This window comes from Klebsiella sp. CN_Kp113, assembly GCF_040064585.1.
GTDB classification, from domain to species: Bacteria; Pseudomonadota; Gammaproteobacteria; order Enterobacterales; family Enterobacteriaceae; genus Klebsiella; species Klebsiella michiganensis.
On sequence record NZ_JBEAID010000022.1, the window covers coordinates 274,533 to 295,456 of the forward strand.

At 54.5% G+C, this 20,924-nt stretch carries 19 protein-coding genes and 1 pseudogene; 11 read left to right on the forward strand and 9 right to left on the reverse strand.

From position 1 onward, the window contains the following. Window positions 1-2 precede the first annotated feature (2 nt). The gene (locus ABLV30_RS15095; RefSeq protein WP_265800328.1) at window positions 3-1,514 is read right to left on the reverse strand and encodes an MFS transporter; all 1,512 of its coding nucleotides are present in this window, start codon (window positions 1,512-1,514) and stop codon (window positions 3-5) included. 324 nt (window positions 1,515-1,838) lie between these two features. After that, on the reverse strand, window positions 1,839-2,342 hold the full coding sequence (locus ABLV30_RS15100; RefSeq protein ID WP_048260981.1) for a non-heme ferritin-like protein: 504 nt from the start codon (window positions 2,340-2,342) through the stop codon (window positions 1,839-1,841). A 500-nt stretch (window positions 2,343-2,842) separates the two neighbouring features. Here ABLV30_RS15100 and ABLV30_RS15105 point away from each other — a divergent pair, with 500 nt between their 5' ends. From ABLV30_RS15105 to otsA, 6 genes are all read left to right on the forward strand, one after another. Further along, window positions 2,843-3,400 (forward strand): DJ-1/PfpI family protein, encoded by a 558-nt coding sequence (locus ABLV30_RS15105; protein ID WP_032693589.1) that lies wholly within the window; start codon window positions 2,843-2,845, stop codon window positions 3,398-3,400. Between the two features lie 288 nt (window positions 3,401-3,688). Next, on the forward strand, window positions 3,689-4,669 hold the full coding sequence (locus tag ABLV30_RS15110; protein ID WP_014229864.1) for an arabinose ABC transporter substrate-binding protein: 981 nt from the start codon (window positions 3,689-3,691) through the stop codon (window positions 4,667-4,669). Between the two features lie 61 nt (window positions 4,670-4,730). Next, the gene (araG, locus tag ABLV30_RS15115; protein WP_014229863.1) at window positions 4,731-6,245 is read left to right on the forward strand and encodes an L-arabinose ABC transporter ATP-binding protein AraG; all 1,515 of its coding nucleotides are present in this window, start codon (window positions 4,731-4,733) and stop codon (window positions 6,243-6,245) included. 14 nt (window positions 6,246-6,259) lie between these two features. Then, a complete protein-coding gene (araH, locus tag ABLV30_RS15120; RefSeq protein WP_025106114.1) occupies window positions 6,260-7,240 on the forward strand; it encodes an L-arabinose ABC transporter permease AraH in 981 nt (326 codons plus the stop codon). 158 nt (window positions 7,241-7,398) lie between these two features. Further along, window positions 7,399-8,202: a trehalose-phosphatase gene (otsB, locus tag ABLV30_RS15125; protein WP_014229862.1), complete on the forward strand. Its 804-nt coding sequence runs from the start codon at window positions 7,399-7,401 to the stop codon at window positions 8,200-8,202. Further along, on the forward strand, window positions 8,177-9,601 hold the full coding sequence (otsA, locus tag ABLV30_RS15130) for an alpha,alpha-trehalose-phosphate synthase (RefSeq protein ID WP_196545760.1): 1,425 nt from the start codon (window positions 8,177-8,179) through the stop codon (window positions 9,599-9,601). The genes otsB and otsA overlap by 26 nt, the downstream gene beginning before the upstream one ends. A 26-nt stretch (window positions 9,602-9,627) precedes the next feature. Here the strand turns inward: otsA and uspC are convergent, their stop codons facing one another. Continuing rightward, window positions 9,628-10,056, reverse strand: a complete 429-nt coding sequence (gene uspC, locus ABLV30_RS15135) for a universal stress protein UspC (RefSeq protein WP_004852164.1) — start codon at window positions 10,054-10,056, stop codon at window positions 9,628-9,630. A 102-nt stretch (window positions 10,057-10,158) separates the two neighbouring features. Beyond that, window positions 10,159-10,344 (reverse strand): hypothetical protein, encoded by a 186-nt coding sequence (locus tag ABLV30_RS15140; RefSeq protein ID WP_196545759.1) that lies wholly within the window; start codon window positions 10,342-10,344, stop codon window positions 10,159-10,161. A 76-nt stretch (window positions 10,345-10,420) separates the two neighbouring features. On the opposite strand from ABLV30_RS15140, the gene ABLV30_RS15145 reads away from it, so the two are divergent. Both ABLV30_RS15145 and ABLV30_RS15150 read left to right on the forward strand, forming a co-directional pair. Then, complete coding sequence (locus ABLV30_RS15145; protein ID WP_265800171.1) at window positions 10,421-12,004, forward strand: MFS transporter; 1,584 nt, start codon at window positions 10,421-10,423, stop codon at window positions 12,002-12,004. Between the two features lie 4 nt (window positions 12,005-12,008). Then, window positions 12,009-13,148, forward strand: coding sequence for a glycoside hydrolase family 105 protein (locus ABLV30_RS15150; RefSeq protein ID WP_265800169.1), 1,140 nt, complete (start codon window positions 12,009-12,011; stop codon window positions 13,146-13,148). Window positions 13,149-13,268: 120 nt separating this feature from the next. Here the strand turns inward: ABLV30_RS15150 and argS are convergent, their stop codons facing one another. Next, window positions 13,269-15,002 carry an arginine--tRNA ligase gene (argS, locus tag ABLV30_RS15155; RefSeq protein ID WP_025106115.1) on the reverse strand — a complete coding sequence of 578 codons (1,734 nt, stop codon included), beginning with the start codon at window positions 15,000-15,002 and terminating at the stop codon, window positions 13,269-13,271. A gap of 229 nt (window positions 15,003-15,231) precedes the next feature. Here argS and ABLV30_RS15160 point away from each other — a divergent pair, with 229 nt between their 5' ends. Beyond that, entirely contained in the window at window positions 15,232-15,801 is a 570-nt protein-coding gene (locus ABLV30_RS15160) for a VOC family protein (RefSeq protein WP_265800167.1), read from the forward strand. A gap of 76 nt (window positions 15,802-15,877) precedes the next feature. Beyond that, a complete protein-coding gene (gene cutC, locus ABLV30_RS15165) occupies window positions 15,878-16,621 on the forward strand; it encodes a copper homeostasis protein CutC (RefSeq protein ID WP_049069085.1) in 744 nt (247 codons plus the stop codon). Between the two features lie 223 nt (window positions 16,622-16,844). Here the strand turns inward: cutC and cmoB are convergent, their stop codons facing one another. The 4 genes and pseudogenes from cmoB to ABLV30_RS15185 all read right to left on the reverse strand — a co-directional run. Next, entirely contained in the window at window positions 16,845-17,867 is a 1,023-nt protein-coding gene (gene cmoB, locus ABLV30_RS15170) for a tRNA 5-methoxyuridine(34)/uridine 5-oxyacetic acid(34) synthase CmoB (RefSeq protein ID WP_004852151.1), read from the reverse strand. Then, complete coding sequence (gene cmoA, locus ABLV30_RS15175; protein ID WP_009652021.1) at window positions 17,864-18,607, reverse strand: carboxy-S-adenosyl-L-methionine synthase CmoA; 744 nt, start codon at window positions 18,605-18,607, stop codon at window positions 17,864-17,866. The genes cmoB and cmoA overlap by 4 nt, the downstream gene beginning before the upstream one ends. 39 nt (window positions 18,608-18,646) lie before the next feature. Further along, on the reverse strand, window positions 18,647-19,042 hold the full coding sequence (locus ABLV30_RS15180; protein ID WP_025106117.1) for an MAPEG family protein: 396 nt from the start codon (window positions 19,040-19,042) through the stop codon (window positions 18,647-18,649). Between the two features lie 53 nt (window positions 19,043-19,095). Next, window positions 19,096-19,443: pseudogene (locus ABLV30_RS15185) on the reverse strand (DUF72 domain-containing protein); the annotation flags it as partial. 52 nt (window positions 19,444-19,495) lie between these two features. Between ABLV30_RS15185 and ABLV30_RS15190 the strand changes: the two are divergent. After that, entirely contained in the window at window positions 19,496-20,872 is a 1,377-nt protein-coding gene (locus tag ABLV30_RS15190) for a recombinase family protein (protein WP_348865617.1), read from the forward strand. The last annotated feature ends 52 nt before the right edge of the window (window positions 20,873-20,924 follow it).

Genomic DNA, 20,924 nt, shown 5'->3' on the forward strand with positions numbered 1-20,924 from the left:
TGTTAGTGGGAGACGGCGGTTTGAACGGCGCCTTCCTGCGTATCTTTAAACAGCCTGCTGTTGCCCCAGCACTCTTCGTACCGGTGGCCAACTAAATCTTCAACGACAAGGCGAACGTCCGGTGCGATATCGGCGATCTTACCGCCTGCTTTAATACGCGCGACTTCCTGCAGCACTACCAGATGCGCCTTGCGATCGAGTTTCATCTGCTTACTGAACACAATGGCTGCCAGCGCCAGCAGAATCACACCCGCACAAAACACCACCGCAATCGCGGTGACCGCGCTCTCTGGCTGCGTATGTGCTTTCGACTGAAAGCCGTAGAAGCTGAGGATCGCCCCCATGGAAAAGACGATAATCGAGCGCAAAATTTTACCGGAGAAAGTCATGGCTCCCGCATAGATCCCTTCGCGGCGACGGCCGGTATAGATTTCATCGACATCCGCCAAAAAGGTGTAAACGGTCCAGGGAATATAGTACACGCCGCCGGTGCCCAGGCCGAAGAGTACGGTAATGCCAAACATCAGGACGGTGGCCAGATGCGCCGGCAGATGGAAGAACCACAGCGAGGTGTAGAGCAGAACGGCAAAGATAACCACGCCCAGTGCCAGAATATACGGCTTACTGAAACCTTTCTTCACGCACAGGCCGATAAACAGGGCCGTTGATACCAGCTGCAGGATGGAGTTCAGACTGTTAAGCCCGGCCACCATCGCCGGATCGTGCTGCAGCACGAATATAACAAAGTAGGTGAAGATCGAGGCAAAAAGCCACTCGGCGCCGAAGCCGCAGAGATACATGCCCAGGTGTTTACGGAATACGCGCAGGTAAAACGTTGAGCGCATATCTTTCGCCAGCATGAGCAGAGTATTGAACAGTCCCTTTTTCTCTCCCTTGCTTATCTCCTCTTCGCGGAGACGCTCCCAGCTGCAGTACCACAGGCAGGAGATGGCCACGACAAGAATGACGCCGTAGGTCAGCCCGGTGAGAAAAAACGGGGTGGCGGATTCTTTACCATAAAGCAGGATGAACTGCCCGGGGATAAATGCCGCGAGAAAGTTGGCCAGTTTGCCGAAAATCGCTTTATAACCGGTAAGCTTTGAACGCAGTGAGAAATCGTCGGTCATTTCGGTCGCCAATGTTTCATAGGGGACCATAATCGAGGTATAAATGATTTCAAAGACGACGTAGGTGCACAGGTAGTACCAAAAGCCGAGGCCTTCTACCCACAGCAGCGGGTAGAACATCATCAGCGGAATGCCAATCAACAAAAAGAAACGGCGACGACCAAAGCGTTTACCCAGCCGCGTTTTGCCAAAGTTATCGGTGAGATAGCCCATCAGCGGGTTACTAATTGCGTCGATAATGCTGGCGACGGAAAAAATAAAGGAGGCTTCGATCAGCGTCAGCCCACAGAAGGTTGTATAAAAATAGAGCAGCCATGCGCCGCTGATCGCCAGTGCGCCGCTTCCCAGTAAATTCCCGCCGCCGTAGGCTAACTGATGGCGTAACAAAATCGGTCTTCCCTGCAGCCCCTGTGGGGCTGAAGCCGTATATCTTGCCATTAAAGTAAACTCCGTGTTTTAAATTTTTGAAACAGTGTTTTTATATTCTCAACCCGTAGTTTTAAACGTGATCCAGATCACCAATACCCTGCTAATTCCTCCGGCGGAGCAGGAATGAGATCTGGTTAAAAGTTTTTAATGCTTTTCTGGAATAAAAACGGCGCCGAAGCGCCGAAAAAGAAGGGGGACAGGGAACCTGTGATTAAAGAGAGCGCTGGCCCGAACAGGCGAGTTCTGATGATTTATCGCCGGCGAGCATCCGCCGGCATGGCGTTATACGCGCTGTTGACTGACCAGATCCAGCAGGTGGCTATCGGTTTGTTGTACGCTGGTTCCGGCATTTTTCGCATGACGGATTTCTTCAAGAATGGTCTCCAGCAGCATGCCATCCTGATCCTGCTCTTCAGCAAGCAGCGTCAGAAAACGCAGGGTTGATTCATCGCTTTGCGCCTTCGCCTCTTCCGCCAGGCTGGAAAGTATCGTGCTGCGCTGCTGATAATCTTCCACGGTTTTGCTAAAGAGATCTTCCAGGGACGAACATTCAGTGCCGTAGGTTCCTTCTGCTTTCACAACGGGCCAGGCGCCTGATTTTTTCATAAAATCAAAGACCCGCATCATCTGCGTGATGCTGGCTTGCGCTCGGTTACGGAGAAAAGTGGCGGTACCGTTCAACCGTTGCTGAGTACACCATTCGCTCAAATGCAGATACAAATTTGAGGTATAGAACTCAAGATTCATCTGGTTATTCAGCTTTTGAACCATTCCTGGTACGGCCATACAAATATCCTTATTCACTTTGGAGGGGGCGGGCGTCATATCTTGACGCATCTACATCAGGGTCGCCTTAGAAATTACGGTGCACAGAGAGAGTCCTGAGTAATAGTATTCAGGATTTCTGTACAGCCGTTTGAATTAAATTTCTTATCTCAACAAATATAGAATAGCGCCATATTTGAATTAAGAAAACTCTCAATGAGTGATATTTACATTTCGTTACAACATCCGTATTTATCTTGAAAAGAGGGTCTTTTGTAAGAATAAAGTCTGATTTTTAACGAACGCAAATAAGTTTATTTAGCTGATTTTAAATGTTTTTATTTCCACGCCTCATTAATTGATAGCAGTTCTAATGATTTTGTTGAAATTGAGTTTTAAAAATAATGATTAATAATTCTATTTTGTGATAGCCTGCGAGTGAGAAAATGATGAGGTTAATTTAAAAAGATGCTGCTTTTGTAAACACATTATTGCTAACAGGCTATCTGAAGGAGTCGGAAATGAAAAAAGTTGCGGTGCTGCTGGCACCGGGTTTTGAGGAAGGTGAAGCGATTGTGGTGATTGATATTCTTCGCCGCTTACACCTCGATGTCGAACTGCTCTCCTGCGCCGATTCGCGCGCGGTGGTGAGCTATCACGATATCCCCATGGTGGCGGACAGCACGCTAACAGAGCGCGCCGGGATACTGTACGACGCGGTGGTTCTGCCCGGCGGCCCGCAGGGAAGCGTCAATCTTGCCGCCAGCCGGGACGTCGTGGCGTTTATTTCGGCCCACGATACCGCGGGAAAGCTGATCTGTCCGATCTGTTCGGCGGCAGCGAGAGTGCTCGGCGGCAACGGGCTGCTCAAGGGGCGACGCTACGTCTGTTCGGGAGAGTTATGGCAGCACGTTACGGACGGAGAGTACGTGGACCAGGCGGTAGTGGAGGACGGTAATTTGATTAGCGGTAAAGGCCTGGGACACGTTTTTGACTTTTCTTTTACCGTAGCCGCCCGTTTATTGGGGGATGAGGCGCCCGTTCGCAATCATGCGGAGCACATTTATTGTCGCTGGTAATCTCTACAGGGATAACTCTGCTGATGATATAGAGAATATTGCTACGGCCTGCGCTAATTGTCTGACAATTAGCGCTTTTTTTATGTCATTTTTCGCTGTTTATATGCACGCAATTACTGTAATTCCGCGATGTGATTGGGCTCTCGTATGGAGAAATAATTTCCGGTTAATACTATTTAAACAACGGCACTCAGCGTTGAGATTTTTCTAATGCCTTGTTTTTCGTCCGATTAAAAATTTAAGACTTATTATTCCCTACATAAAAGCGAATTAAAGCTGGAGTTTACCATGCACAAATTTACTAAAGCGCTGGCGGCAATCGGTCTTGCCGCGGTTATGTCACAATCAGCTATGGCTGAGACGCTTAAGCTGGGTTTTCTGGTGAAACAGCCTGAAGAGCCATGGTTTCAAACCGAGTGGAAATTTGCCGATAAGGCCGGTAAAGATTTAGGTTTCGATGTCATTAAAATTGCTGTGCCCGACGGCGAGAAAACCCTGAACGCGATAGATAGCCTGGCGGCTAGCGGAGCCAAAGGCTTCGTCATTTGCACCCCGGATCCGAAGCTCGGGGCGGCCATTGTCGCCAAAGCGCGCGGCTATGATATGAAAGTGATTACCGTTGATGACCAGTTCGTCAACGCCAAAGGCAAACCGATGGACAGCGTACCGCTGGTGATGATGGCGGCCAGCGAAATCGGCGCGCGCCAGGGGCAGGAGCTCTATAAAGAGATGCAGAAACGCGGTTGGGACGTGAAGGATACCGCGGTTATGGCCATTACTTCCGACGAGCTGGATACCGCCCGCCGCCGCACTACCGGCTCAATGGACGCTCTGAAAGCCGCCGGTTTCCCGGAGCAACAAATCTATCGCGTGCCAACCAAATCTAACGACATCCCCGGCGCGTTTGACGCCGGTAACTCCATGCTGGTTCAACATCCTGATGTTAAGCACTGGCTGATCGTCGGCATGAACGACAACACCGTGCTGGGCGGCGTGCGCGCCACCGAAGGCCAGGGCTTTAAAGCGCCTGACGTTATCGGGATCGGTATCAACGGCGTCGATGCGGTGAACGAACTTTCTAAAGCGCAGGCCACCGGTTTCTATGGCTCTTTGCTGCCAAGCCCGGATATTCACGGCTATAAAACCAGCGAAATGCTTTACAACTGGGTGACAAAAGACGTTGAACCGCCGAAATTCACCGCGGTAACCGACGTGGTGCTGATTACCCGCGACAACTTTAAAGAAGAGCTGGCGAAAAAAGGGCTGTAAGGCCAGTTGACCGGGCCTCTTGCCTTGCGCGAGAGGCTCTGTACAGAAAAGCGGAGTCGTTATGCAACAGTCTACCCCTTATCTCTCATTCCACGGCATCACCATGACATTCCCGGGCGTTAAAGCGCTGTCCGATATTAGCTTTGGCTGCTATGCCGGACAGGTGCACGCCCTGATGGGAGAAAACGGCGCCGGGAAATCCACGCTGCTGAAAATTCTCAGCGGCAACTACATACCGACCGCCGGCAGCCTGCAAATCCGCGGCCAGCAGATGACGTTTACCCACACCACCGAGGCGCTGAACGCCGGGGTGGCCATTATCTATCAGGAGCTGCATCTGATCCCGGAAATGACCGTGGCGGAAAATATCTACCTCGGGCAGCTGCCGCATAAAGGCGGGATTGTGAACCGGTCGCTGCTGAATTATGAAGCCGGCCTGCAGCTGAAGCATCTGGGGCTGGATATCGATCCGGAAACGCCGCTCAAGTATCTCTCTATCGGCCAGTGGCAGATGGTGGAGATCGCCAAGGCGCTGGCGCGTAACGCAAAAATTATCGCCTTTGATGAGCCGACCAGCTCCCTGTCTGCGCGGGAAATCGAAAACCTGTTTCGGGTTATCCGCGAGCTGCGCCAGGAAGGACGGGTCATTATTTACGTTTCCCACCGCATGGAAGAGATCTTCGCGTTAAGCGACGCGATTACGGTGTTCAAAGATGGTCGCTACGTGCGCACCTTCGACAATATGCAAGAGGTTAACCACGACGCGCTGGTACAGGCGATGGTGGGGCGCGAGCTGGGCGATATCTACGGCTGGCAGCCGCGTGAATATGGCAAAGAGCGTTTGCGTCTTGAACAGGTGAAGGCGCCAGGCGTGCGGCAGCCCGTCAGCCTTTCGGTGCGCAGCGGAGAAATCGTCGGCCTGTTTGGGCTGGTTGGCGCCGGGCGCAGCGAGCTCATGAAAGGCTTATTCGGCGGCAGCAGAATAACCGGCGGCCAGGTTTATATCGACGGGGAGGCCATTGATATTCGCAAGCCGGCTCAGGCGATTCAGGCCGGGATGATGCTCTGCCCGGAAGATCGCAAAGCGGAGGGGATTATTCCGGTCCACTCGGTGCGCGACAACATCAATATCAGCGCTCGCCGCAAGCATATTCTCGCCGGCTGCGTTATCAACAATGCCTGGGAAGCGCAGAACGCCGACCAGCATATCAAATCGCTGAATATCAAAACGCCCGGCGCCGAGCAGCTGATTATGAACCTCTCCGGCGGCAATCAGCAGAAGGCGATCCTCGGCCGCTGGCTGTCGGAAGAGATGAAAGTCATCCTGCTTGACGAGCCAACGCGCGGTATTGACGTGGGTGCTAAACATGAAATCTACAACGTTATCTACGCATTAGCGGCATCGGGCGTCGCGGTGGTCTTTGCCTCCAGCGATTTACCGGAAGTTCTCGGCGTCGCCGATCGCATTGTTGTGATGCGCGAGGGTGAGATCGCCGGAGAGCTGCTGCATGAACATGCGAATGAACAGCAGGCATTGAGCCTTGCCATGCCAAAAGTGAGCCAGGCGGTCGCCTGAGTAAGGAGTCTATGATGTCATCAGTTACCACTTCAGGTACTACCCGGTCGGCTTTTAGCTTCTCCCGCATTTGGGATCAGTTCGGCATGCTGGTTGTTTTCGCGGTGCTGTTTATTGGCTGCGTGATTTTTGTGCCTAATTTTGCCTCGTTTATTAATATGAAAGGCCTTGGGCTGGCTATTTCTATGTCCGGAATGGTGGCCTGCGGAATGCTGTTTTGCCTGGCATCGGGGGATTTCGATCTGTCGGTCGCCTCGGTTATCGCCTGTGCCGGTGTGACCACGGCGGTGGTGATTAACCTGACGGAGAGCATGTGGGTGGGGATCGGCGCCGGTCTGCTGCTCGGCGCGCTGAGCGGCCTGGTCAATGGTTTTGTTATTGCCCGCCTGAAGATTAACGCCCTGATCACCACCCTGGCCACCATGCAGATCGTCCGCGGTCTGGCCTATATCATCTCTGACGGTAAAGCGGTTGGGATTGAAGACGAGCGTTTCTTTACCCTCGGCTACGCCAACTGGTTTGGCCTGCCAGCGCCTATCTGGCTGACCGTTGCCTGCCTGATTGTCTTCGGCCTGTTGTTGAATAAAACCACCTTTGGCCGCAATACCCTGGCGATTGGCGGTAACGAAGAAGCGGCGCGTCTGGCGGGCGTGCCGGTAGTGCGGACCAAGATCATCATTTTCGTCCTTTCCGGCCTGGTTTCCGCGGCGGCAGGCATTATCCTGGCTTCACGAATGACCAGCGGACAGCCGATGACCTCAATTGGCTACGAGCTGATTGTCATCTCGGCCTGCGTGCTGGGGGGCGTATCGCTGAAAGGCGGGATCGGTAAGATCTCCTACGTGGTGGCCGGGATCCTGATCCTGGGAACGGTAGAGAATGCGATGAACCTGCTCAATATCTCGCCATTCTCGCAGTATGTCGTACGCGGCGTGATTTTGCTGGCGGCGGTTATCTTCGACCGCTACAAACAGAAAGCGAAACGAGCAGTTTAATTCGTCCAACTTTTCAGTTTAATCCTAATCCATTGCCAGCGCTCGTTGCGCTGGCAATGACTATCAAAAATGGCGAGGCTGGTCACACTGTCTATACTTACATGGCTACAATTATTTAACACCCAGCATGTTGCTGGCCATGATAAGGAGGAAACAGGGTGGCTGACCAGATTTATGTACCGCCTGCGTTAACCGGAAACTGCGCTTTTTTCTTTGACCTCGACGGTACCCTTGCCGGTATCAAACCCCATCCCGATCAGGTGGTCATTCCTGCCGATGTTTTGCAGTCGCTGCGCCAGCTCGTGCAGCAGCACAACGGCGCGGTGGCATTGATTTCAGGGCGCTCAATGGTTGAGCTGGATGAGCTTACCCGTCCTTACCGGCTGCCGCTTGCCGGTGTCCACGGGGCTGAACGCCGTGATATCAATGGTAAAACGCATATTGTCTCTTTACCGGATTCTCTCCAGAAGGCGCTCTCTGCGGAACTGACCGCGGCGCTGGATGACTTGCCGGGATGCGAACTGGAAAGTAAGGGGATGGCCTTTGCTCTGCACTACCGACAGGCGCCGGAGCATCAGCACGCGGTGCTGGCGCTGGCGCAGGCCGTCGTGCAGCGCCATCCCATTCTGGCGTTACAGCCGGGTAAGTGCGTGGTGGAGATCAAACCGCGCGGAGTGAATAAAGGTGAAGCGATAGCCGCTTTTATGCAGGAAGCTCCATTCAGCGGGCGCAGGCCGGTGTTTGTCGGTGATGACTTAACCGATGAAGCGGGTTTTAGCGTCGTCAATCAACTGAGTGGCGTATCGGTCAAAGTGGGCGGCGGTGAGACCCAGGCGCACTGGCGCCTGCCGGATGTCGCCGCTGTTCATCTTTGGATTAGTAACATCGCGAATCATGGGCAACAACCAGATGCGCTAACCGACAGGAGAGATGGCTATGAGTCGCTTAGTCGTAGTATCTAATCGTATTGCCCCGCCGGATGACAAAAAGGCCAGCGCCGGTGGCCTTGCCGTGGGGATTATGGGGGCATTAAAAGCAGCCGGAGGACTGTGGTTCGGCTGGAGTGGGGAAATCGGTGACGACCAGCAGCCGTTAAAAAAAGTGAAGCAGGGGAATATCACCTGGGCTTCCTTTAACCTTAGCGAGCAGGATCACGACGAATATTACAACCGCTTTTCCAATGCCGTTTTATGGCCCGCCTTCCACTATCGTCTCGATCTGGTCAATTTTCAGCGTGAAGCCTGGGAAGGCTATCAGCGCGTCAACGCAACGCTGGCGGATAAACTGCTGCCGCTGATCGAACCTGACGATATCGTCTGGATCCACGATTACCACCTGCTGCCGCTGGCCAGCGAACTGCGCCAGCGCGGGGTCAATAATCGCATCGGCTTCTTTTTACATATTCCGTTCCCGACGCCGGAAGTCTTTAACGCGCTCCCGCCGCACGCGGAGCTGCTTGAACAGCTGTGCGATTACGATTTACTGGGTTTCCAGACCGAGAGCGATCGCCTGGCGTTTCTCGACTGCGTATCGATGCAGACTCGCCTGACGACGCGCGACGGCAAAAAGCATGTGGCCTGGGGGAAACCTTTCCACACCGAAGTCTATCCGATCGGTATCGATCCGGAAGAGATTGCGCGGAGCGCAAAAGGGCCGCTGCCGCCGAAGCTGGCGCAGCTGAAGAGCGAACTGAAAAGCGTGCAGAATATCTTTTCCGTTGAGCGGCTGGACTACTCCAAGGGGCTGCCGGAGCGTTTTCTGGCCTACGAGGCGCTGCTGGAGAACTATCCGCAGCATCACGGCAAGATTCGCTATACCCAGATTGCGCCGACGTCGCGCGGCGATGTTCAGGCCTACCAGGATATTCGTCATCAGCTTGAAACCGCGGCCGGCCGCATTAATGGCCGATATGGCCAGCTGGGCTGGACGCCGCTTTATTACCTGAACCAGCACTTTGAACGCAAGCTGCTGATGAAAATCTTCCGCTACTCGGACGTCGGTCTGGTTACGCCGCTGCGCGATGGGATGAATCTGGTGGCGAAAGAGTATGTGGCCGCGCAGGACCCGCAAAATCCGGGCGTGCTGGTGCTGTCGCAGTTTGCCGGCGCGGCGAACGAGCTGCCGACGGCCTTAATCGTCAATCCTTACGATCGCGACGAGGTCGCGGCTGCGCTGGACCAGGCGTTAACCATGCCGCTGGCCGAGCGTATTGCCCGCCATTCGGCCATGCTGGCGGTGATTAAAGATAACGATATTCATCGCTGGCAGGAGCGGTTTATTGCCGATCTAAAGGAGATTGAGCCAGGAAGTGAGGAGAGCCACTTAGCGCGCAAGGTCGCGACCTTCCCCAAGCTCGCCTGAGACGATCGCGGTTAGCGCTTTCGGCGCTAACCTTTTTCCAGACACACCAGCAGCACGTCAACGCCGCTGCTGCCTACGATATCTTTCGCCGAACAGGTGGCGCGAGAAAACAGGCTCTGGTTGTGGTTGCCGCAAATCACCAGGTCAACGCGATGCCGCTGGCAAAAATCCTTCACATGGTGGGCAATCCCGCCGCTGGCGATAGTCATTTTCTCTATCGGGTAGTCGGCGTGGCGGGCGAGCTCGGCCAGAAAGCCGCGCGTCTCCTCCTGCATCACTTCGCGTAAATTTTCCATCATTGGCGCCGCAAACTGGTTATACAGCTCCGGGTCCGTTGCCAGGGTAATCAGGCTGACCTTCGCATTGACCGGACGGGCGATGGAGACGGCTTTCTGAATGAGGACCCGGCTTTCCGGGGTTGGCGCCACGGCGACCAGCAGATGTGAGTAGGGCATCAAGCCTCCTTGAGATACGCGAAACAACCCTTTTCTATTGTCTTTACTCCCATTCCTTAGCTTTCGCAAGGTTTATCCGCAGCGAAATAACGCGCCCAGATTTCACTCCGCCGCGCGCCATTTTGGTGGTCGCTTCGCAACTTTTGGTCCGATCTTTTGTATTAAAAGAAACGCTGTTTTATAAATCAGTGAGGCGCGTTCATCGACTCTTTGTGTTTTTGCCATTGAACGCTTTTGGCTGGCAAAAATGAAAAGGTAACGCCGTTCCCATGTTCTTAATGTAGCCATGTATCAACCCCCTTTTGGCTGAATGGGCCAAAACGCGGTTCGGAGTTCTCTAAAAAAAGACACAGGATTTACGGCGATGAAAACACGTAAAATCGGTTTGGTTAACTACCTTGCCTATGGATCGGGCGATTTCCTTGGTGCGGGAACGACCGCACTCACAGCAGCATGGCTGCTCTACTTCTACACCACCTTTTGCGGCCTTTCCCCTATCGAGGCGACGCTTATTTTTGCCACCGCCAGGGTTCTGGATGCGGTAATCAGTCCGCTGATGGGCTTTCTGACGGATAACTTTGGCTCAACCTGGCTGGGGAAACGTTTTGGCAGGCGTAAGTTCTTCATCCTGCTCGGCATCCCCTGCGTGTTTAGCTACTCCATCATGTGGGTAGGGGATATGGGGTTCTGGTACTACCTGCTGACCTATCTTCTTTTTGATATTGTCTACACCATGATTCTGGTGCCGTATGAAACGCTGGTACCGGAAATGACCGATGATTTTAAACAGAAAACCAAATTCTCCGGCGCGCGTATTTCTATGGCGCAGATGTCGGCGATTCTGGCTTCCTTCCTGCCGGGCGTTCTGCTGACTCTCTTTGGTAAGGACAACGCCGTTTCTTTCTTCTATGCCAGCCTGGTGTTCTCGGTGCTGTGCGCCATGATGCTGACCTTCGTCTGGTTCTTTACCTGGGAACGCCCGCGTGAAGAGTGGACGGAGGCCGCGCTGCGCGCCGAAGAGGAGAAACAGAACCTGAGCCTGTCGCAGAGTCTTAACCGCCTGTTCATTGAGTTAAGTTCGACCCTGCGCATTAAAATTTTCCGTCAGCATCTGGGGATGTATCTGGGCGGCTATATCGCCCAGGATGTCTTCAATGCGGTCTTTACCTACTATGTGGTGTTTGTCCTGATGCAGGAAGCCTCAATGGCTTCTAACCTGCTCGGAACCATGGCGATCTTCCAGTTTATTGCGGTTATCGCCATGATCCCGCTGTGTATTCGCTTCGGGCCGGCGCCATCGTACCGCATGGTGGTGGTGCTGTTCGGCCTGAGTTCGCTCTCTTACGCGGTGCTGTACTACGCTGGCCTCAGCGATGTCTATTCGCTGCTGCTGCTGATATCCGCAGTGGCGGGCCTGGGCCGCGGCGGCATCAACTACGTTCCGTGGAACACCTATACCTATATTGCCGACGTGGACGAAGTGATCACCGGCCAGCGCCGCGAAGGCATCTTTGCCGGGATCATGACCCTCACGCGTAAAGCTTCCCAGGCCGGAGCGGTGATGCTGGTGGGGATCATCATGCAGATGTCGGGCTTTGTCTCCGGACAGAAAACGCAGCCCTATGAAGTGAGCCATACCATTCTGCTGATCCTCAGCGTGGGCACCTTACTGGTGCTGGCCTGCGGTTTCCTCGTTTCCCTGCGCTTTAAGCTCAATCTGCAAACCCACAGCGTCCTGCGCGCGGAAACGCTGAAAATGCGTGAATCCGGCCGCGCTCAGCCAGAACTGGCCAGCGCCGGGGATCGTGAGGTGGTGGAGATGCTGGCCGGGATGCCGTACGACGCCCTGTGGGGAAACAACAATATTGGTTATCTGAATCGGAATAAACCCGCCGCGCCAGCGCTGAAGCCGCGTTCAGCCATGAATTCGACATATAACAGAGGTTAAGGATATGAAAGTTTGGCCTGTCAAACATAGCCCACTACTGCGCCAGCCGGAGCGTTTTATCGCCCGCAATGAACTGCAGGCGCTGATTCAGAAGGTGACGCACAATCTGGTCAACATTAAGGACGAAAGCGGGCAATTTTTACTGCGGCTGGACGACGGACGCGTTATCGACACCAAAGGGTGGAACGGCTGGGAGTGGACTCACGGCGTCGGCCTGTACGGTATTTATCAGTATTACCAGCAGACCGGCGATACGGCGATGCGCGACATTATTGATGGCTGGTTTACCGACCGCTTTGCCGAAGGCGCGACCACCAAAAACGTCAACACCATGGCGCCGTTTCTCACCCTGGCTTACCGCTACGAAGAGACGGGCAACCCCGCGTATCTGCCCTGGCTCGATAGCTGGGCGGAGTGGGCGATGAACGAAATGCCGCGCACTGAGTCTGGCGGCATGCAGCACATCACCCTGGCGGAAGAGAATCATCAGCAGATGTGGGACGACACGCTGATGATGACGGTTCTGCCGCTGGCGAAAATCGGCAAGCTGCTTAATCGTCCGCAATACGTAGAGGAGGCGGTATATCAGTTTCTGCTGCACGTGCAGAATCTGATGGACCGTGAGACCGGCCTGTGGTTTCACGGCTGGAGCTACGAGGGGCGGCATAATTTCGCCCACGCTCGCTGGGCCCGCGGCAATAGCTGGCTGACTATCGTTATTCCGGATTTCCTGGAGCTGGTGGATTTACCCGAGAACAGCGCGGTACGGCGTTATCTGGTGCAGGTGCTGAATGCGCAGATTGCGGCGCTGGCCCGCTGTCAGGACGATAGCGGCCTGTGGCATACGCTGCTTGACGATCCTGACTCCTATCTGGAAGCGTCGGCGACCGCCGGTTTTGCTTATGGGATCCTCAAAGCGGTGCGCAAGCGCTACGTGAGCCAGGCGTATGCGGAGGTTGCGGAAAAAGCGATTCGCGGCATCGTGCAGAATATCTCAGCGCAAGGGGAGCTGCTGCAAACGTCGTTCGGTACCGGCATGGGTTCGAATCTGGATTTTTATCGCGACATTCCGCTGACGTCGATGCCGTATGGCCAGGCGATGGCGATCCTGTGCCTGACGGAGTATCTGCGGAAGTATTTCTGAGAAGGGCGGAATTTCCCCGGTGGCGCTTACGCTTACCGGGGATACAATGATGCTGCAGGTCTGATGAGCGTGGCGCCATCAGGCGTTATAAACCAAACCCGGCTTTCGCCGGGTTTGGTTTTACATCCGTTCTACGGTTTCGATACCCAGGGTATCCAGACCCAGCTTCAGCGTTTTCGCCGTCAGCAGCGCCAGCTTCAGGCGGCTGTTGCGCGTCTCTTCGCTTTCGGCGCTCAGGATCGGGCAGTGCTCGTAGAAGCCGGAGAACAGACCCGCCAGATCGTACAGGTAAGAACACATCACGTGCGGCGTGCCTTCACGCGCGACGACCGTCAGGGTTTCTTCAAACTGCAGCAGACGGGCTGCCAGCTGGGCTTCGCGCTCTTCGGTGATGACCACCGGCGCCGCCGCCAGCGCGCTTTCATCGATATCCGCTTTGCGGAACACGGAGAGCACGCGGGTATAGGCATACTGCATATAAGGCGCGGTATTGCCCTCAAAGGCCAGCATGTTGTCCCAGTCAAAGATGTAGTCGGTGGTGCGGTTTTTAGACAAGTCGGCATATTTCACCGCGCCGATCCCGACCGCGTTCGCCAGTTTTTCCAGCTCATCGGCGGGCATCTCCGGGTTTTTCTCCGCCACCAGACGGCGTGCGCGCTCCAGCGCTTCGTCCAGCAGGTCGGCGAGCTTCACGGTACCGCCAGCGCGGGTTTTAAACGGTTTGCCATCTTTGCCGAGCATCATGCCGAACATGTGGTGCTCCAGCGGGACGGAATCCGGCACGTAGCCGGCTTTACGCACGATGGTCCACGCCTGCATCAGGTGCTGGTGCTGGCGAGAGTCGATGTAGTAAAGCACGCGGTCAGCATGCAAATTTTCGTAGCGGTATTTTGCGCAGGCGATATCGGTGGTGGTGTAGAGATAGCCGCCATCCTTCTTCTGGATGATAACGCCCATCGGTTCGCCTTCCTTGTTTTTGTACTCATCAAGGAACACCACGGTCGCGCCTTCGCTTTCTACCGCCAGACCTTTGGCTTTCAGATCGGCAACGATACCCGGCAGCATCGGGTTATAGAGGCTTTCACCCATCACGTCGTCGCGCGTCAGGGTAACGTTGAGGCGGTTATAGGTTAACTGGTTTTGCGACATGGTGATGTCGACCAGCTTGCGCCACATTTCGCGGAAGTACTCGTCGCCGCCCTGCAGCTTAACGACATAGCTGCGCGCGCGCTCGGCGAAGGCTTCATCTTCATCGTAGTGTTTTTTCGCTTCGCGATAGAAACCTTCGAGGTCGGCCAGCGCCATTTCACCGGCGTTTTCCTGCTGCTGTTTTTCCAGGTACGCGATGAGCATGCCGAACTGGGTGCCCCAGTCGCCCACGTGGTTAGCGCGGATCACTTTATGGCCGAGAAACTCCAGCGTACGCACCGCGGCGTCGCCAATAATGGTGGAACGCAGATGGCCTACGTGCATCTCTTTCGCCACGTTCGGCGCGGAGTAATCGACGACCACCGTCTGCGCCTGCGGCTGAGCCACGCCCAGACGTTCCGATTTCAGCGCGCTGCTGACGTTTTCCGCGAGGAAGGCCGGATCGAGGAAAATATTAATAAAGCCAGGGCCGGCGATCTCTACCTTATTGGCAATCCCGCTCAGATCGAGATGAGACAGTACCTGCTCTGCAAGTTGTCGCGGCGCCATGCCCAGTTTTTTGGCAACGGCCATCACGCCGTTGGCCTGATAGTCGCCGAACTGGACTTTTGCTGACTGGCGGACCTGAGGTTCGCAATCGGCAGACGCGCCTGCCGCGATCAGGGCCTGACTGACTTTTTCTGAGAGAAGAGCCTGAATATTCACCGAAACACCTTACGTTAACACGCCGTCACCCTGATGGGGCGGCGCGGGAATGTGGACAAATTAGGGCAGGAGTATACTGCATTTGCACCCACGCGTCAGCACCGCGCGGAGGTTGCTGAGCCTCGCGCTCAACGAATAACCGTCCGCGGGACGCTGCCGGCGATTGCCGGTTGGTCGGTCGCGGAAAACGCGATAGATTAGCGCTTTTTAGCGAGTACCGAGGCTTACGATGGCGAACTGGCAGCAGATAGATGAACTGAACGATATTTCCGCGGACCTGCCGCGCTTTACCGAGGCGCTGAACGCGCTTGCTCACCGGCTCGGTCTCGATATTACGCCCCATGACGCCGACCATATTTCCCTGCGCTGTCACCAGAACGCTACGGCGGAGCGCTGGCGTCGCGGCTTTGAACAATGCGCTACTCTGCTGTCGGAAAATGTCATTAACGGTCGACCCATTTGCCTGTTCAGGCTGGATGAGCCGATGGTCGTGGCGCACTGGCGTTTTAGCATCGTTGAACTGCCGTGGCCGGGCGAAAAGCGCTATCCGCATGAAGGCTGGGAGCATATTGAAATCGTTCTGGCGGGCGATCCTGAAACGCTCAATACCCGCGCGCTGGCGCTGCTTTCCGATGAAGGGCTGGGCCAGCCGGGCATTTTTGTAAAGACCAGCGCGCCGAAAGGAGAGCGTGAGCGTTTACCGAATCCGACCCTGGCGGTAACGGATGGCAAAGTGACGATCAAATTTCACCCGTGGTCGATTGAGCAAATTGTCGCCAGCGAACACGCTGAACGATAACAGTGTGAAGCGACGCGGCGTCTGCCGGAAGAAATCGTGACATTCTGTAGTGCCTGCCCTATCGACGGAGAGAAGAATGACCTTACTGGAAGTCTGTTGTTACAGCATGGAGTGCGCGCTGGAGGCCCAGCGCCGGGGCGCCGATCGCATCGAGCTATGCGCCGCGCCGCAGGAGGGAGGGCTGACGCCTTCGCTGGGGGTACTGAAATCGGTGCGTGAAGCGGTGACCATTCCCGTTCATCCGATTATTCGCCCGCGCGGCGGTGATTTTTGCTATACCGCCGGCGAATTTGCCGCGATGCTTGATGATGTGGCCGCGGTGAAGGATCTCGGTTTTCCCGGCATGGTGATCGGCGTTCTGGACGCCGACGGTCGGGTGGATAGGGCGCGAATGAAAAAAATAATGGCGGCGGCGGGAACCCTGGCCGTCACCTTTCATCGGGCCTTTGATATGTGCGCCGACCCGCGCCAGGCCAGCGCTGAGCTGGCTGAACTCGGCGTTCAGCGTATCCTGACTTCGGGCCAGCAGTCTTCAGCCGAAAAAGGAATTTCATTAATCAGGGAACTTATTTCCCAAAGCGATACTCCTATTATTATGGCCGGTGCAGGCGTCCGCGCCGCCAACCTGCCGCTATTTTTGCAGGCAGGGGTAAAAGAGGTGCATACCTCGGCAGGCCAGTGGTTACCGTCCCCGATGCGCTTTCGCAATCCCGGACTGTCGATGTCTACGGATGCCGAAGCAGATGAATACTTACGCTACGCCGTCAATGGCGAAGCGGTAGCGGAAATGAAGAAGATTATTTCCGCACAGAGAGATTAAAACCCTAAATAATTCGAGTTGCGAGAAGGCGGCGACGCAGGGGATCCACAGGAGCTTACTCAAGTAAGTGACTGGGGTGAGCGAGGAAAGCCAACGCACATGTAACTTGAAGTATGACGGGGATAAACCGTTTTTTGCTGCACATCATGTCGCCCAATATGATGATTGCCCGTACCAGGCCCCTGCCCATTAAACAGGGGCCTTTTTTTATCCTGAAAACGCGTTAGCCAGGCTGCTTGTCGGCCCGCTTTTTCGCCGCCAGCGACTGTTCTGTTTCCGGTTTGGTGGCAATAAGCACCGCGCGCAGCGGGGCAGGGTAGCCTTCGCGGGTTTTGCTGCTGTCCTGCGGATCGAGGAAGTCGGCCAGAGACTCGGTGGTCATCCACTCGGTGCGGCGCTGCTCTTCGGTGGACGTCACGCACGCGTCGACGATGCGTACATCGATAAATCCGCATTTCTCCAGCCACTGCTTTAGCGCGGCGGCAGAAGGGATAAAGTAGACGTTGCGCATCTGCGCATAGCGATCGCCCGGCACCAGCACGGTATTTTCGTCGCCCTCGACGACCAGCGTCTCCAGCACCAGCTCGCCGCCGGGAACCAGCTGATCTTTGAGCTGCCACAGGTGATCGAGCGGGGAGCGGCGGTGGTACAGCACGCCCATCGAAAAGACGGTATCAAAGGCGTTCAGCGCCGGAAGCTGCTCAATGCCCAGCGGCAGCAGATGCGCGCGCTGATCGTTGCCCAACAGTTTTCGCACCGCTTCAAACTGGCAAAGGAACAGCTGGGTGGGATCGATGCCCACCGCCAGACGAGCCCCGGCGCCAATCATCCGCCACATGTGGTATCCGCTGCCGCAGCCGACATCAAGGATGGTACGTCCGGTGAGGTCGGAAAGGTGCGGCAGTACGCGTTCCCACTTCCAGTCGGAACGCCATTCGGTGTCGATATTCACGCCGTAAAGCGACCAGGGCCCTTTACGCCACGGCATCAGATTCTTCAGCAGGTTTTCAATCCGCAGACGCTGACCGTCGCCCAGCGGCGTTTCGCTCTCCGCGGTAACGCTATGCAGCAGATCCAGTCGGTAGGGCGAAAACTCGGGCAGAAACTCGACGGCCCGCTCCCATTCCCGGTATTTCCCGTGCAGCGCGTCACGCTGCCAGGCCGCCACCTGGGCGGGCAGCGTCTCCAGCCAGTGCGACAGCGGGCTTTTGGCAATCAACTGATAAAAGTTGCTGAAATCAATCATGCCTGGTCCCCGGATTTTACGGCGATTAACGATCCGAAGTTAAAGCACTGGAACCACAGTTCGGCATGTTCGAAACCGGCCTTGCGCAGGCGCGCTTTGTGGGTTTCGACGGAATCGGTGAGCATCACGTTTTCCAGCATGCTGCGCTTTTGGCTGATTTCCAGCTCGCTATAGCCGTTGGCGCGTTTGAAATCATGATGCATGTTGAACAGCAGTTCGCCGACGTTGTCATCTTCGAAGCTGAATTTTTCCGACAGCACCAGCGCGCCGCCCGGATTGAGCCCCTGATAGACCTTATCAAGAATGGCCTGGCGTTCGCCCGGTTCGAGAAACTGGATGGTGAAGTTCAGCACCACCATCGAGGCGTTTTCTATCGTGACGTGGCGAATATCGCCTTCAATCACTTCGACCGGCGTCGGCGCCTTATAGGCGTCAATATGGCGACGGCAGCGTTCGACCATGGCCGGCGAATTATCAACGGCGATGATTTTGCAGCCGGCATGCGCAATATTGCGGCGCACGGACAGCGTGGCTGCGCCAAGCGAGCAGCCGAGATCGTAAACCTGGGTATCCGGCTGAACGAAACGTTCCGCCAGCATGCCGATCATGGAAATGATATTGGAATAGCCGGGAACAGAGCGCTGGATCATATCCGGGAAGACTTCAGCAACCCGTTCATCAAAGGTCCAGTCGCCGAGGCTGGCAATCGGCGCGGAAAAAAGCGTATCGCGGTGAGACATAACGTTAAACCCGAAAAATCGAAAACGGCGTATTGTGCGCTAACGGACGGAGAAAACCAACTCCCAGGGCATATACCAGAAGTTCGCCAGCACCATCAGCAACAACGAACACCACGTCGCGCTCATGCCGGAACGACGCCAGCGGTAAAGACGATGATGAAAGCCATAGGAGTGCATCAGGCGCCCGGCGATCAGTAAAATACCGCAGACGTGGACCATCCAGGTCTGCGCGCCGTTCATTTCCATAAACAGCAGCAGAATCAGGCCAATGGGAATATATTCCACCGCGTTCCCGTGCACGCGTATAGCAACCTGCAGTTCGCTAAAACCGCCGTCGCCGTAGCCAACGCGATATTGCGTCCTCAGTCGTACAACGTCCCAGGAAAACTTAATAAGCAATAACGCACCTAAAACCGCATACAGCGCGCTGACCATACTCAAAACTCCCTTTTATCGCTTCCGGTGGCTCAATTGAGGATAGCAGGATATCAGAAAAGAGAGGTTTGCTGCGGAATTGAAGGTGCCGCCCCTATTTCCGGTAGGGCGGCGCGCAGATCGCTCCACAGGGTGTCGACCAGTTCCGGCGCCTGGGCGATATCCGGGGTATGGAGGAACAGGTACGGCGTGGTTGTCTGCGCCCATTTTGGCAGCGTGCGTAACCACACGCTAAACAGCTCACGATTTTGCGCCATGTCATCGCTGCCGATAAAACGCACCATCGGATGGTGGGCCGTCACCAGCGCATGGACGGGAACTTTTGGCTTCTTTCTTTGCGCGTCGAGCATCGCCGGGCTGCGGGCGACGGCGCTATGAACCGGACGGCTATCCAGGATTACACCTTTCTTATGATACACTTGTTCAATCTCTTCATAACCCATCATAAACCCCATGCCAAAAGCAATCTCATACATACGATTTTCTACAAAAATTCAATCGGTTGGTGATTCTACTAAGCGTCAAAGCAAGTACATTAACGATTGGTTGAAACGAAATCCCGATTACTATTTAGACGAATCATTACGTTTTCAGGATTTGGGTATAAGCGGCTTCTCCGGTGCTAATGCTAAGTCAGGTGCATTTGGTGAATTTCTAGCCGCTGTTGAATCTGGCTACATTGAAGCGGGTTCAGTTCTTCTTGTCGAATCTCTGGACAGGGTAAGCCGTCAGGACATTGATACAGCAGGGGAGCAGCTTAGAAAGATTCTCAGGTCTGGCGTTGAAGTGGTGACACTTGTCGATAATGAGTGGTACACGAAAGAAAGTCTGAAAGATTCACTGTCCATGATTAAAGCGATGTTGGTCATGGAGCGAGCACATGAAGAATCAGCGATGAAGTCTACCCGTTTAAGGTCTGTATGGGCTGCTAAGAGGGAACGGGCTGCTAAAGGTGAAATCATGTCTAAGCGTTGTGCAGCATGGTTAAAGGTCTCTGAAGACCGTTCACACTTTGAATTCATCCCTGAGAATGTGAAAGCTGTTCAACGTGTCTTTCAGCTAAGGTTAGAGGGATTATCTCACGTCAAGATAGCTAAACAAATGAATGATGAAGGGTTTTCCACTCTGAACCAGTTCAAATCCGTTACAGGTGGTTGGTCTCAATCATCGGTCACAGAGTTGCTTTCAAACCGTTCAGTGATTGGCTTCAAGGTTCCGTCTAAATCGATGGCTGTAAAGGGTGTATCTGAGATTCCTAACTATTACCCCTCAATAATCACCGATGAGCAATTCTACGCTGTACAGCAGCTTAAACAGGGTTCAGGGCGCAAACCCTCATCTGACCTACCTCTGCTAACGAATCTCTTCAAAGGCGTTCTCAGGTGCTCTGAATGTGGCTTTATTGTCGTTGTTGCGGGTGTCTCTGCTAAGAGGTCTGGTATATACAAATGCTCGATGAAGAGTGAAGGGCGCTGTAATAGTGTTGGGTTCAGCAGATTGCAGACTGATAAAGCCCTTGTTCAGGGGCTGCTTTACAACACTAACCGTCTTTCACTCAATCGTGATTCTGGCTCTGCTATTGGTACTCTTCAAAGTGAATTAGAACAGCTTCACAAACAGCGTGAGAGGCTTATTAAGCTGGCTATGCTGGCAGATGATACCGAATCTATGGCTAAGGATTTGAAAGCCCTGAATAGCCAGATTAAGGACGTTGAAAAGGCTGTCTCAGAGGTTCACCAACGAGAGCAATCAAGCCAGCTTGAGACAATCAGCCACCTTGATTTGACTGTGAAGAAAGACAGGATAGAGGCTCAAATCATCATCAAGTGAATCGCCACGGGTTTAACAGACACCTCAGAGTCATTTAAGATGGCTTAAAGAG